This is a genomic window from Bradyrhizobium sp. CCBAU 53415, from assembly GCF_028128735.1.
GTDB lineage: Bacteria > Pseudomonadota > Alphaproteobacteria > Rhizobiales > Xanthobacteraceae > Bradyrhizobium.
This window is the reverse complement of sequence record NZ_LBJF01000019.1, coordinates 107,812-121,657: the sequence shown is the minus strand read 5'-3', so window position 1 is coordinate 121,657 and position 13,846 is coordinate 107,812. Positions and strand designations below refer to the sequence as shown.

The window sequence follows — 13,846 nt, the reverse complement described above, 5'->3', positions numbered from 1 at the left end:
CCTGTTGTGCGACGCAAGGTCGCGGCTATCCTATTGTTTCTTCGGGCGTCTCGATAGCCTCAAAACGCTGCCTGGGCCATGTGATGTGCACCACCGCGCCGTGTTCCGGAAAGGTCCGATTGGTAAACGAGACCTTGGCGCCGGTGCGCTCCAGCAAGGTGCGCGCGATGAACACGCCGAGGCCGAGGCCGCGTCGTCCGCCGCCATCGTCCTGGGTGCGGCGCCGCGACAGATAGGGCTCGCCGATCCGGTTGAGGATGTCGGGCGGAATGCCCGGTCCGTCGTCGGAGATCATAAGCTCGATAGTGTCCTTGTTCCACCACGCGTTCACCTCGACGGTGGTGCGGGCGAAATCGACCGCGTTCTCGACGATGTTGCCGATGCCGTACAGGATCGCCGGATTGCGCGAGCCGACCGGCTCGGCCGCCACGGCCACCGCGATCCGCACCGTGATCTCGACGCCGAAGTCGCGATGCGGCGCCACCACCTCCTCGATCAGCTCCGACAGCTTCATGCGGTCGAACGGCGCGCCGGTGGAGGAGAGCTGGGTGATCTTGCTCAGGATGTCGCGGCAGCGCTGGGTCTGCTCGCGCAAGGTCTTCAGGTCGGCGGCAAAGCTTGGGTCCTTCACCGTCTTTTCCAGTTCGCGCGAGATCAGGAAGATCGTCGCGAGCGGCGTGCCGAGCTCGTGCGCGGCCGCGGCGGCGAGTCCGTCGAGCTGGGTCAGATGCTGCTCGCGCGTCAGCACCAGCTCGGTCGCGGCCAGCGCGTCCGCGAGCTTGCGCGCCTCCTCGCTGACCTGGAACGAGTAGAGGCTGGTGACGCCGATCGCGAGCGCGATCGAGAGCCAGACGCCGACGAGATAGATCGGCGGCAGCACCAGCGGATCGTCGGAATCCCACGGCAGCGGAAAATGGAAGAAGAACAGGAGCGAAGCGCAGGCAACCGCGAGCAGGCCGAGGCCGAAGGTGAAGCGGGCCGGCAGCGCGGTGGCCGAGATCAGCACGGGCGCGAGGAACAGGAACGAGAACGGGTTCTGCAGGCCGCCGGTGAAGAACAACAGGCCAGCCAGCTCCACGATGTTCAGCGCGAGCAGCCCGGCCGCCTGCATCGGCTCCAGCCGCCGCATCGGATTGGCCGCGGTCTGAAGCGCCAGATTGAGCGCCGCCGACAGGGCGATGATGCTGACACAGGGGACGATCTCGACGTCGAACTCCAGTCCCTGTGCCACGATGAAGATCGCGGCGAGCTGCCCCAGCACCGCGAGCCAGCGCAGCCGCAGGATCGTGTCCAGCCGGATATGCCGCTGCGCGTGGCGGAAGTCGGAATCGGCAATTTCGGTCATATCGGCCAATGTGGCGGCGCCTTCTCGGTCACAAACGCTGGGCTCGCGGAACCAGCCAGGAATTACAAGCCTTGCGCTCTTCGCTGCAATAGCAGAAGAACGGCCAGCATGACCGAGAATGACAAGGCTTCAAGTCGGCCGACTGTCGCGGATCGCAGCTCGTCCGCGGCAATCGCGGTCGATCACCTCGTCAAGGTCTACAAGCAGACCCGCGCCGTCGACGACATCTCCTTTTCGCTCCCGCGCGGCAGCATCACCGGCCTTCTCGGCGGCAACGGCGCCGGCAAGACCACGACCATCGCGATGATCATGGGCCTGGTGCTGCCGACCTCCGGCCGCGTGCAGGTGCTGGGGCATCGCATGCCCGAGGAGAGCGCGGCCGTGCTGGGCCGGATGAATTTCGAGAGCCCCTATGTCGACATGCCGATGCGGCTCACGGTGCGGCAGAACCTCACCGTGTTCGGCAAGCTCTATGCAGTGAAGAATCTCTCTGACCGCATCGCGAAGCTGGCCGCGGATCTCGACCTCGGCGATTTCATCGATCGCGCCAACGGCAAGCTCTCGGCCGGTCAGAAGACGCGCGTCGCGCTCGCGAAGGCGCTGATCAACCAGCCCGAGCTGCTGCTCCTGGACGAGCCGACCGCCTCGCTCGACCCGGATACCGCCGACTGGGTGCGTGCGCATCTGGAACGCTACCGCCGGGACAACAACGCCACCATCCTCCTGGCCTCGCACAACATGCTCGAGGTCGAGCGGCTCTGCGACCGCGTCATCATCATGAAGCGCGGCCGCATCGAGGACGACGACGCGCCGGACGCGATCATGGCCCGCTACAACCGCACCACGCTGGAGGAGGTGTTCTTGGACGTCGCGCGCGGCCGGGTGAACGGTGCGAAGGAGGCGGCGAGATGAGGGAGCGGAGCTGTAGCCCGGGTGAGCGCAGCGATACCCGGGAATGCCGCAGTGAAAGACCCGGATGTCGCTGCGCTCATCCGGGCTACGCGAAGCTGCAATGACCGGGCTCTCGCTCCACCGCGGCATATCCCTCCATCGCATCGGCGCGATGATCCTGCGCTACTGGTACCTCCTGCTGTCGTCCTGGCCGCGGCTGCTCGAGCTGCTCTACTGGCCGGCGCTGCAGGTCGTCACCTGGGGCTTCCTCCAGCTCTACATCGCCGAAAACGCCAGCTTCTTCGCACGCGCCGGCGGCACGCTGATCGGTGCCGTCATCCTCTGGGACATCCTGTTCCGCGGCCAGCTCGGCTTCTCCATCTCGTTCCTGGAAGAGATGTGGGCGCGCAACCTCGGCAATCTCATGATGAGTCCGCTCAAGCCGATCGAGTTTCTGCTGTCGCTGATGCTCATGAGCCTGATCCGGCTCGCGATCGGCATCATCCCGATGACGCTGCTCGCGCTGTTCCTGTTTCACTTCAACGTCTATGCCCTCGGCCTGCCGCTGATCGCGTTCTTCTGCAACCTGATCTTCACGAGCTGGTCGGTCGGCATCTTCGTCTCGGGCCTGGTGCTGCGAAACGGCCTTGGCGCCGAGAGCATCGTCTGGACCCTGATGTTCGCAATCCTCCCGCTCGCCTGCGTCTATTATCCCGTCAGCGTGCTGCCCGCCTGGCTGCAATACGTCGCCTGGGCGTTGCCGCCGACCTACGCCTTCGAGGGGATGCGCGCGCTCCTGATCGAGCAAACCTTCAGGACCGATCTGATGCTGGAGGCGTTGGCCATCAACGCAGTGCTGCTGGTTGCATCTTTTGGGGCATTCCTTGCCCTATTGCGCAGCGCCAGGAAACACGGCTCGCTGCTGTCGGCCGGCGAATAGCCTCACTTTCCCGTGGATTCAGGCTGATTTCGCCGCTTCGGCTACGTAGATGTACGGAACCATGCATTGACGCAATATTACGCATTCGGCAGTATGTTGCGATGCGAAGAGGAATTTGACGATGCCCATTGGTGAGTTCGGCGGCGCCCCGCCCCTGGCTGCAGAAGGCAGTCCGGTCCTGACGACGCCGATGTACTGGATGTATGAGATGGCGCATGCCTCTCTCAATCCGGCACGTGCGGTCACGGACGCGACCAAGCTGCTGTTTCAGAATCCCCTCAATCCCTGGGCGCGCACCGAGGTCGGCAAGTCGGTCGCCGCAGCTTGCGAATTGTTCGAGCGCACCACGCGCCGCTACGGCAAGCCGGAGTGGGGTCTCGACGACACCGAGGTCAACGGCATCCGCGTCCCCGTCGAGGTCCGCTCGGTCTGGGAAAAGCCGTTCTGCAGGCTGCTCTACTTCGATCGCAAGTTCGCCCGCCCGCTGCGCAGCCCGCAGCCGCGCGTGCTGATCGTGGCCCCGATGTCCGGCCACTATGCGACGCTTCTGCGCGGTACGGTGGAAGCTTTCCTGCCGGCGCACGAGGTCTACATCACCGACTGGGCCGATGCCCGCATGGTCCCCTTGAGCGAAGGCCGCTTCGATCTCGACGACTATATCGACTACGTCATCGAGATGCTGCACGTCCTCGGCGGCAACACTCATGTGATGGCGGTATGCCAGCCCTCGGTACCGGTCGTCGCGGCCGTCTCGATCATGGAGGCGCGGCGCGATCCGTTCGTGCCGACCTCGATGACGCTGATGGGCGGCCCGATCGACACCCGCCGCAATCCGACCGCAGTGAACGACCTCGCGCAGGCGCGCGGTATCGACTGGTTCCGCAACCACGTCATCACCAAGGTGCCGTTCCCGCATCCGGGCATGATGCGCGACGTCTATCCTGGATTCCTGCAGCTCAACGGCTTCATCAGCATGAATCTCGACCGGCACATGGATGCCCACAAGCAGCTGTTCGCCAATCTGGTGAAGGGCGACGGCGACCTCGTCGACAAGCATCGCGACTTCTACGACGAATATCTCGCGGTGATGGATCTCTCGGCCGAGTATTACCTGCAAACCGTCGACACCGTGTTCGTGAAGCACTCGCTGCCGAAGGGCGAGATGACCCATCGCGGAACCCGCGTTGATCCCTCCAAGGTCAAGCGCGTCGCATTGATGACGGTCGAAGGCGAGAACGACGACATCTCCGGCCTCGGTCAGACCGAAGCAACGCATGGTTTGTGCAACTCGATCCCCGATCATCGCCGCGTTCACTACGTCCAGAAGGGCGTCGGACATTACGGCGTGTTCAACGGATCGCGTTTCAAGTCGGAGATCGTGCCGCGGATTCACGACTTCATGGTTTCGGCTGCGAATCCGAGCTCGTTACAGGCCCTCGCGGCCGAATAGAGCGTTTTCGAGCGAAGTGGTGGCCGGTTCGCGTGATGAAAACGCGCCAGAATGAGAATCTGGAGCGTTCCGATTTTCATCGAAGCGGCTCCAGCCGCGGATTTCGGCTTTCCCGTCGAATTTCAGCCCCTGCCGGAGCCTCCGGCGGGGGGCAAGTTCTCGCCGGATTCGTGGTATTTAGGTAGCTTTCTAGGAGTGAGTCCGTCCTCACCCCTTGGGGGTGTCGCATGCGTCCAGCGGGGGCGAAAAAAGCGGGTTCCAACCCCAGTCTGTAGGGCCTCCCGGACGCCCGACCGCTGTATATTGGGCAAATGATTTGTTTTTGCGCCGAGCGCTTTCCCTGGCGGCGGTTATGGCAGAATCCGGGCGAACTCCTGCTTCCCGGACTGACAGACATGGCCACTCGCGCACTCCTCTATCGGCGCCCCCACGAACCGAAGACCCTCGTCATCACCCACGGATCGCAATTCTTTGCCATCCGCTTGCGTCGGCACAGACGCGCGCGCCGCTACACGCTTAGAATTCATCCGAGCGACCGCGAGGCCATCCTCACGATGCCGCCGCGCGGCACGCTCGCCGACGCCAAGGACTTCGCGCAGCGCCACGGCGCCTGGATCGCCGCGCGTCTCGGCCGCCTGCCGAAGGCTGCGCCGTTCCAGCCGGGCACGGTGATACCGCTGCGCGGCACACCCCATCGCATCGTTCATCGTGCCGGTCAGCGCGGCACCGTGTGGACCGAGATGCGCGACAGCGGCGAACGCATCCTCTGCGTCGCCGGCGGGCTCGAACACGTCGACCGCCGCGTCAGCGACTTCCTCAAGCGCGAGGCGCGCCGCGACTTGCAGCGCTCGGCGGAAGCCTACGCGGCCGAGCTCGGCGTCAGGGTCAAGCGCTTGTCGATCCGCGACCAGTCCAGCCGCTGGGGCTCCTGCACCTCGGCCGGCTCGCTGTCGTTCTCCTGGCGCCTGATTCTCGCGCCGCCCTTCGTGCTCGACTATCTCGCCGCCCACGAAGTCGCTCATCTCGTCGAGATGAATCACTCGGCGCGGTTCTGGCGCGTGTGCGGCAAGATCTGCCCGTCGATGGAGCGCGCCAAGAAGTGGCTCGACACGCATGGCAACGATCTGCACCGCTATGGGGTCGAGGACTAAGGCTGAGCTGGGAATCAAAGTTCCACTGTTGCCTCATCTGACGCTGTCATCGCCCGCCTTGTTCGCTCTCGCGCACGCGAGCGGGCGATCCAGCATCGCAGAAGCGTTGGTCGTCGAGCCGAGACGACGCGGCGCACTGGATTCCCCGCCGTCGCGGTGAATGACAGCGCAGCGCGCGCTTCAGGCGTCTGTGCGGCCTGCGCAAGCCGTTGATTTCGCTATCCTCGGCTACTGTGCATGGGGTTGTTTTCGCAGTTCTTGTTTCGAGGTCATCGAGACCTCGGGCAGAATCTATCGGTTTCCGCCAAACAGCCGGTCCATCAGCCAGCCATCGAGCCCGGCCGCAGCCTCCGGCCGCACATTGGTGCGCGTGGGCGGCGGCGGGCGATAGCCGCCAGCGCTTGCCGCTGCCGGTCCCGGTGCTGCTGTTGGCGGCGACACTTGCCATGCCGCTTGCGCGAGGTTCGACAGGCCCCAGCCGCCCGGTGAGCTCGGCAGGTTCGCGATCGGCACGCCCTCGTGCGCCGTCTTCATGAAGCGCGACCAGACTTCCACCGGCAGGCCGCCGCCGGTCGCCTTCTTGGTCGGCGAGTTGTCGTCATTGCCGAGCCAGACGCCGGTGACGAGGTTGGCGGTGTAGCCGATGAACCAGGCGTCGCGGTAATCCTGGCTGGTGCCGGTCTTGCCGGCCGCCGGCCAGCCGGGGATTTCCGCCTTCCTGGCGGTGCCTGATATCAGCGTCTCCCGCATCATCGCGTTCATCATGCCGACATAGCGGGGATCGATGACCTGGTTGCGTTCCTCAGGCTGGCGCATGTAGAGCAGCTTGCCGCTGAGCGTCCTGATCCGCGTCACGACATGCGGCGTCACCGCAACGCCGCCATTGGCGAAGGGCGCATAGGCGCCGACCAGTTCGACCATGGAGACTTCGGAGGTCCCCAGCGCGATCGAGGCATTGGGTTCGAGCTTGGAGGAGATGCCGAGCCGGTGCGCGGTGCGCACCACGTTCTTCGGTCCGACCTCGAGGCCGAGGCGGATGGCGACCGTGTTGAGCGACATCGCCAGCGCCTGCGTCAGCGTCACCGCGCCGAAATATTCATGGGTGTAGTTCTCGGGCTTCCAGCCCTTGACCTCTATGGGAGCGTCCTGGCGGACGGTATCGGGCGTCAGACCCTGCTCGAGCGCGGTGAGGTACACGAACGGCTTGAAGGAGGAGCCCGGCTGGCGCTTGGCCGTCACCGCGCGGTTGTACTGGCTCTCGGAATAGTTCCGTCCGCCGACCATGGCGCGCACGGCGCCGTCGGGCGTCATCGCCACCAGCGCGCCCTGGCTGACATTGAACTTCACGCTCTTGGCCGCGAGCTCGTCGATGATGGCGGCTTCCGCCACACTCTGCAGCTTCGGATCGATCGTGGTCTCGACCTTGATGCTCTCGTCGATCTGCCCGACCAGGTCGTCCAGCACCTCGCCGATCCAGTCGGCGACGTAGTTGACCGTGCCGGCGCCGACCGGCTTCACATTGTAGGAGGGATGGCCGATCGAGGCCTGCGCCTGCGCTTCGGTGATGAATTTCGCATCCGCCATCGCCGCGAGCACGACTTGCGCGCGCGCTTCGGCGCCTTCGGGATTGCGGTTCGGCGCAAGGCGCGAAGGCGACTTGACGAGGCCGGCCAGCATCGCGGCCTCCGCGATCGTCACGTTCTTCGCCGACTTGCCGAAATATTTCTGCGCGGCAGCTTCGACGCCATAGGCGCCGGAGCCGAAATAGACGCGGTTGAGATAGAGTTCCAGAATTTCGTTCTTGGAGTGCTTGCGTTCCAGCCAGATCGCGAGCTCCGCCTCCTGCAGTTTGCGCTGCATGGTGCGTTCCTGGGTCAGGAACAGATTCTTGGCGAGCTGCTGTGTCAGCGTCGAGCCGCCCTGCGAGACGCCTCGGTGGAGCACGTTGGTGACGAGGGCGCGCAGGATGCCGATGGGATCGATGCCGAAATGCGAATAGAAGCGGCGGTCCTCGATGGCGATGAAGGCCTTGGGCAAGTAAGGCGGAAGGTCCTTCAGCGCGACGTTGGCGCCGGCCATCTCGCCGCGCTGAGCCAGCATGCTGCCGTCGATCCCGACGATCTGGATCGTCGGCGGCCGCTTGGGAATTTCCAGCGACTGGATCGGCGGCAGATGAGCGCCGACATAGATCACTACGCCGATCACGGCGATGACACCCCACAGGCTCAGCACCGCGCCCCAATAGACCAGGCGGCCGAGGCCCACGCCGAAACGCGACTTCGACCGGCGCTTGGCGCCGCTGCGGCCGGCCGGCGCCTTGCGCTCGCGCGGCGGCTCGTCGCCGGAATCCCCTGCCTTGCGCTTGGTGGAGGCCTTGGCTGATTTCTTCGGCTTGTCGTCACCCGCGTTGGGGATGCGGTCCGCTGCCGTCAGGCGCAGATCGGCGAGCGCGGCGGGCAAGCCGAACAACGGCTCCTTCCGCCCACCCTTTTTCTTTCCCCACGCCATACGCAAATACGCCCGGTCAACCCGCCCCGCCGCACGCTAGCGGTCGCTGTTTAAGGCCCGGTTACCCCGGCGTTAACGCGCGATTAGGAGATGCGGCATTCGCCCGCCGCAGTTCCGCTTTCGGGACGGCAAGGCTAGGATCGCCGCCGCAAAACAAGAGGAAACCCGCATGGGCCATATCGATCCGACCAAGGAGATCTTCGCGCAATTCCGGGAGAACGACCGCCCGGGCCCGATCCACATGCTCAACCTGGTGCGCCTGCGGAAAGAAGCGGCCTATCCCGATGGCCGCAAGGCCAGCGGCGCGGAAGCCTATGCGGCCTATGGCCGCGAAAGCGGCCCGGTGTTCGAGCGCCTCGGCGGACGAATCGTCTGGCAGGGCAAATTCGAGCTGATGCTGATCGGTCCGCAGGAGGAGCGCTGGGACCATTGCTTCATCGCCGAATATCCCAGCGTCGCCGCCTTCGTCGAGATGATCCGTGATCCCGTCTATCGCGAAGCGGTGAAGCACCGCCAAGCCGCGGTGGAGGATTCGCGGCTGATCCGGCACGCGGTGCTGCCGGTGGGGAAGAATTTTGGAGAGATACCCACCTGAACGCCACGCAGCGAATCTCTCTCCATATCCCCTCATCCTGAGGGGCTTGCGAAGCGGGCGTCTCGAAGGATGAAAGACCCGGCTGTTGCAGCGGGGCCTGCATGGTTGGAGACGGCGCCGCCGCGCCTCCCCGCCATGAGGGGCTATATCTTCGCGCGTTGCGCGATGCCGTCTTTGATGGCCGCGAGCTCTTTTTCGTCCCAGATGCCGATCAGAATGCCGCCCTTTACCTGCAGCTGGCTGTCCGCATAGGCTGCGATCTTCTCGCGCGGCGTGGTGATGTGGCCGCTCGGATGCAGCGCCCAGTCGAACAACTCGGACTGGAGGCGCGCGATGATGCCAGCGCATTCCGGATCGTCGCCGCGATCCAGATACTCTTCCGGATCGGTTTCGAGATCGTACAGCATCGGGCGGAAACCGGAGGCGTGGATGTATTTCCAGCGGCCGTCGAACACCATGAACAGGCGGCAGCGTTCGATCGGCTGGTTCAGTTTCAGCCGGACGTCCTGCATGGCTTAGTCGTATTCGGAGAATGCGACCTTACGCCAGTCGCCTGGCGTCCGCCCGCGCAGCAGCGGCAGCAGCGAACGTCCTTCCAGAATGTGTCCCGGCACTTTGCCGCCGAAATAATCGACGAAGGTTGGTGCAAGATCGATCGCCTCGACCAGCGCGTCGCTGCGCGTGCCGCGCATGGCGTCGGCCTCCTTCGAAGGATCGATGACGATCAGCGGGATCTTCGCCGACTGTTCGTGGAACAGGTCCTTCTCGCCCATCCAGTGATCGCCGAGATAATCGCCGTGATCGGAAGTGAACACGATCATGGTCGTTTCCAGGAGATCGCGCGCCTCCAGGAATTTCATCAGCGCGCCCATCTGGTCGTCGATCTGGGTGATCAGGCCCATATAGGTCGGGATCACCTTTTCGCGGGCCTCGTCGCGCGCCATGTTGCGGGAGTAGCGCATGTCCATATAGGCGCCGAACACCGGATGCGGATTCTGCCGCTCGCGCTCGGAGCGGATCACCGGAATCATGTCGTCGGTCGAATACATGCTGGCATAGGGCTCCGGCGCGATATAGGGCCAGTGCGGCTTGATGTAGGACAGATGCAGGCACCACGGCCTGCCGTCGGTCTCGGCCTCGCTGATGAAATCCATCGCGCGCCGCGTCATGTAGGGCGTCTCGGAATGCTCGTCCGGCACGCGCGCGGCCTTGTCGGCGTGCACCAGCAGCCAGCCGTTCTGCAAGGAGCCATCGTCGGCCGCGCCTGAATTGGCCCAATGCTCCCAGGGGTTGGTCGCTTCGAAGCCATGCCGGCGCAGATATTCATCGTATTTCGGCCGCGGCCGCCCCGTGGGATGCAGGCCGTCGTCGCGCTCATAGGGCTCGAAGCCGCATTCGGCGACGTGCACGCCGATGATCGATTCCGGGGGTATGCCGAGCGCCTTCATGCCCTCGAGATCGGGCGCCATGTGGGTCTTGCCGACCAGCACGTTGCGCACGCCGATCTTGCCCAGGTGATCGCCGAGCGTGGGCTCGCCGACGCGCAGCGGCCAGCCGTTCCAGTGCGAGCCGTGCGAGCGCATGTAGCGCCCGGTGTAGAACGACATCCGCGAGGGCCCGCAGATCGGCGATTGCACATAGGCGTTGGTGAACAGTACGCCGCGCTTCGCCATCGCGTCGATGTTCGGTGTCTTCAGCGTGGGATGGCCGGTGCAGCCGAGATAATCATAGCGGAGCTGGTCGCACATGATCCAGAGAACGTTCTTCGCGCGCGCCATGCGTCATCCCTGTCGTTTCTTGATTGTTGGATGCTGCGCTATTGCGGTCGCGATGACAAGCCAGTGATGCGCGTGCCCGCAGTCTCACACTCTACTGTCGTCCCTGCGAAAGCAGGGACCCATAACCACAGGGGTTGGTTTGGCGAAGATTCGTCGTTCGGTACTACGACCGTGCCCGACCGAAAGATTACGCGGTATGGGTCCCCGCGTGCGCGCGGACGACGTTGGGGAGAGAGACTAGGCCGACCACGGTTCGGCTTCCGCCGCGCTCTTCGCCTTCGCCGACACCGGGGCCTCGCCGATCACCTCGACGAGCGCACGCAAGGCTTCCTTCACACCCTGACCGGTCGCGCCGGAGAGCAGCAGCGGCGTCTTCCTGGCGGCGCGCTTGAGGCGGTCCTTTTGCTTCTTGAGCTCGTCCGGCTCGACCGCGTCGATCTTGTTCAGCGCGACGATCTCGATCTTGTCGGTGAGCTGTCCGCCATAGGCATCGAGCTCCTTGCGCACGGTCTTGTAGGCCTTGCCGGCGTGCTCGCAGGTTGCGTCGACGAGATGCAGCAGCACGCGGCAACGTTCGACGTGGCCGAGGAAGCGGTCGCCGAGGCCTGCGCCTTCATGCGCGCCCTCGATCAGACCGGGAATATCCGCCAGCACGAATTCGCGGCCGTCGGCATTCACGACGCCGAGCTGCGGATGCAGCGTGGTGAAGGGATAGTCGGCGATCTTCGGCTTCGCCGCGCTGACCTTGGAGAGGAAGGTCGACTTGCCGGCATTGGGCAGGCCGACGAGACCGGCATCGGCGATCAGCTTCAGCCGCAGCCAGATCCAGCGCTCCTCGCCGGGCTGGCCGGGATTGGCGTTGCGCGGCGCGCGGTTGGTCGACGACTTGAAATGCGCATTGCCGAAGCCGCCATTGCCGCCCTCGGCCAGCACGAACTTCTCGCCGACCTTGGTGAAGTCGTGGATCAGTGTCTCGCGGTCCTCGTCGAAGATCTGCGTGCCCACCGGGACCTTGAGCACGATGTTCTTGCCGTTGGCGCCGTGACGGTCCGAGCCCATGCCGTTCTCGCCCTTCTGGGCCTTGAAGTGCTGCTGATAGCGGTAGTCGATCAGCGTGTTGAGGCCGTCGGCGACCTCGATGATGACGTTGCCGCCGCGGCCGCCATTGCCCCCGGAAGGGCCGCCGAACTCGATGAACTTCTCGCGGCGGAACGCCACGCAGCCGTTCCCGCCGTCACCGGAGCGGATATAGACCTTTGCTTCGTCGAGGAATTTCATGGGCCATAGGTAGGCCAGCCGGTCCCGCGCGGCAACCCGGATTGACCCGCAAATTGGCGGAATTTCAGCGATCTTGGGGCCGTGCTTAACTCGCCGCTGGCCGCCGCCTGATCAGGAATTTCTGCGTGCCCTCCAGCACCAGCTCCTTGCGCTGGTTGAACACGGTGCTCCGAAGCGTCACCGCACCCGTCGTGCGTCCTGGCGAGAGTTCGGTGACTTCCAGCGCCGGATAGATCGTGTCGTCGGCAAATACGGGTTTCAGGAATCGGCTCGTTTGCTCGAGGAAGCCGACCAGGGAGTCCTCGACCATGAACGGAAACAGGCCGGCACCGGGCGCGGTGTGGATCAGGGTCTGGAAACCGTGGGCGAGCAGATGCGGCATGCCGCGGCTGCGGCAATACTCCACGTCATAGTGCACCGGATGGGTGTCGCCGCTCGCGGTCTGGAATGCGGCGAACACCGCCGAGGTCTGGGTTCGGCTCGGCAGCACGAAACGTTCGCCGACGACGAAATCCTCAAACCAGCGCTGCTCGGGGATCATGCGATGCTGGGTGGGGTCGAAATCGGTCATGCGGTTGCTCTTTCCTTCGCGGGCAGCCTATCGCTACCGCGATGCGAAGAGTGCGACAATCCGTTCAATTCGGCTTGCGCGGGCTTGTCGCGGTCGCTCACGTCATTAAAACGACCGCAAGCGACACTACCAGCCGATTCCTGACGCTCTCTCCGCCGTCATTGCGAGCGCAGCGAAGCCATCCAGACTGCCGCCGCGGAAAGATTCTGGATTGCTTCGCTGCGCTCGCAATGACGAGCCTCTCAGATCCAGACTCGTTTCAATGCCCCTCCTCAAGTCTCTCTCCGCCTATGACGACCGCTCCGCGCGCCTCGCCGGCATCGCACTCATGGTGCTGTCGATCTTCATGTTCTCGTTCGGCGACGCCATGGGCAAGTTCCTGGTGGGCACTTACTCGGTGGGGCAGCTCCTGTTCCTGCGCGCCTGCGCGGCGCTCTTGCTGCTGTCACCTCTGATCTGGAAGCAGCGACGCCAGTTCCTGCATCTGGAGCGGCCGGGCCTGCAGCTGTTCCGTGTCCTGCTGTCGACGCTGGAGGTGGCCGCCTTCTTCCTTGCCACGGTCTATCTGCCGCTCGCCGACGTCATCACCTATTATCTGGCAGGTCCCATCTTCGTCACCGCGATGTCGGCGGTGTTCTTGCGCGAGCGGGTCGGCTGGCGGCGCTGGAGTGCGATCCTGATCGGCTTCTGCGGCGTCTTGATCGCGCTGCGCCCCTCCGCGCAGACGGTCAGCCTGCCGGCGCTGATTGCGCTCGGCGGCAGCCTGTCCTTCGCGACCCTGATGCTGATCACCCGCAGCCTGCGCAAGACGCCCGACATCGTGATGGCGTCGTCGCAATTCGTCGGCACGTTCTCGCTGGGCGCGGTGCTGTCGGCCTTCAACTGGGTGCCGCCGACCCCCGGCAGCCTCGTGATCTTTGCGCTGGCCGGGTGCGTCTCGGTGACGGCGCTGTTCTGCGTCAACCGCTCGCTCAAGCTCGCGCCGGCGAGCGTCGTCGTGCCCTACCAATATTCGATGATCGTCTGGGCCGTGATCTTCGGCTTCGTCGTGTTCGGCGACGTCCCGTCCATCGCAACACTCGTCGGCGCCGCCATCATCATCGGCGCCGGGTTCTACATTTACTTGCGCGAGCGCGATTTGGGACGGGAGAGTGCCGAGGTGAATCCGCCGGCGTAGCTCTTACCCTCCCCTGGAGGGGGAGGGTCGATCGCGCGCAGCGCGAGCGGGGTGGGGTGATCTCTCCACTCGAGCACCTGCTTCCGCTGAAAGACTGTCACCCCACCCCGTCTCACATTTCGCTGCGCTCAACGTGAGCCCACCCTCCCCCTCCAGGGGAGG

General features: G+C 64.6%; 10 protein-coding genes and 1 pseudogene. 6 read left to right on the top strand and 5 right to left on the bottom strand.

All coding sequences use genetic code 11. The features are described 5' to 3' along the window. Positions 1-25: 25 nt before the first annotated feature. The gene (locus tag XH87_RS12095; protein WP_271587494.1) at positions 26-1,345 is read right to left on the bottom strand and encodes an ActS/PrrB/RegB family redox-sensitive histidine kinase; all 1,320 of its coding nucleotides are present in this window, start codon (positions 1,343-1,345) and stop codon (positions 26-28) included. 108 nt (positions 1,346-1,453) lie between these two features. Between XH87_RS12095 and XH87_RS12090 the strand changes: the two genes are divergently transcribed. The 4 genes from XH87_RS12090 to XH87_RS12075 all read left to right on the top strand — a co-directional run bounded on the left by XH87_RS12090 (position 1,454) and on the right by XH87_RS12075 (position 5,777). Next, positions 1,454-2,257, top strand: a complete 804-nt coding sequence (locus tag XH87_RS12090; protein WP_158671556.1) for an ABC transporter ATP-binding protein — start codon at positions 1,454-1,456, stop codon at positions 2,255-2,257. Positions 2,258-2,357: 100 nt separating this feature from the next. Continuing rightward, entirely contained in the window at positions 2,358-3,176 is an 819-nt protein-coding gene (locus XH87_RS12085; protein ID WP_271587433.1) for an ABC transporter permease, read from the top strand. Positions 3,177-3,297: 121 nt separating this feature from the next. Continuing rightward, complete coding sequence (locus XH87_RS12080) at positions 3,298-4,626, top strand: polyhydroxyalkanoate depolymerase (protein ID WP_271587432.1); 1,329 nt, start codon at positions 3,298-3,300, stop codon at positions 4,624-4,626. 311 nt (positions 4,627-4,937) lie between these two features. Further along, positions 4,938-5,777 carry a M48 family metallopeptidase gene (locus XH87_RS12075; RefSeq protein WP_035715887.1) on the top strand — a complete coding sequence of 280 codons (840 nt, stop codon included), beginning with the start codon at positions 4,938-4,940 and terminating at the stop codon, positions 5,775-5,777. A gap of 291 nt (positions 5,778-6,068) precedes the next feature. Here the strand turns inward: XH87_RS12075 and XH87_RS12070 are convergent, their stop codons facing one another. Next, positions 6,069-8,285 carry a transglycosylase domain-containing protein gene (locus XH87_RS12070; protein WP_271587431.1) on the bottom strand — a complete coding sequence of 739 codons (2,217 nt, stop codon included), beginning with the start codon at positions 8,283-8,285 and terminating at the stop codon, positions 6,069-6,071. A 169-nt stretch (positions 8,286-8,454) separates the two neighbouring features. Between XH87_RS12070 and XH87_RS12065 the strand changes: the two genes are divergently transcribed. After that, positions 8,455-8,880, top strand: coding sequence for a DUF1330 domain-containing protein (locus tag XH87_RS12065; protein ID WP_025033272.1), 426 nt, complete (start codon positions 8,455-8,457; stop codon positions 8,878-8,880). Between the two features lie 143 nt (positions 8,881-9,023). Here the strand turns inward: XH87_RS12065 and XH87_RS12060 are convergent. The 3 genes and pseudogenes from XH87_RS12060 to XH87_RS12050 form a co-directional block, all read right to left on the bottom strand. Further along, positions 9,024-10,658, bottom strand: a pseudogene (locus tag XH87_RS12060) (alkaline phosphatase family protein). Positions 10,659-10,895: 237 nt separating this feature from the next. After that, positions 10,896-11,936 carry a GTPase ObgE gene (gene obgE, locus XH87_RS12055; protein WP_035715881.1) on the bottom strand — a complete coding sequence of 347 codons (1,041 nt, stop codon included), beginning with the start codon at positions 11,934-11,936 and terminating at the stop codon, positions 10,896-10,898. 85 nt (positions 11,937-12,021) lie between these two features. Continuing rightward, on the bottom strand, positions 12,022-12,507 hold the full coding sequence (locus XH87_RS12050) for a MaoC family dehydratase (protein ID WP_035715879.1): 486 nt from the start codon (positions 12,505-12,507) through the stop codon (positions 12,022-12,024). A gap of 262 nt (positions 12,508-12,769) precedes the next feature. Here XH87_RS12050 and XH87_RS12045 point away from each other — a divergent pair, with 262 nt between their 5' ends. Then, on the top strand, positions 12,770-13,684 hold the full coding sequence (locus XH87_RS12045) for a DMT family transporter (protein WP_271587430.1): 915 nt from the start codon (positions 12,770-12,772) through the stop codon (positions 13,682-13,684). Positions 13,685-13,846 lie beyond the last annotated feature (162 nt).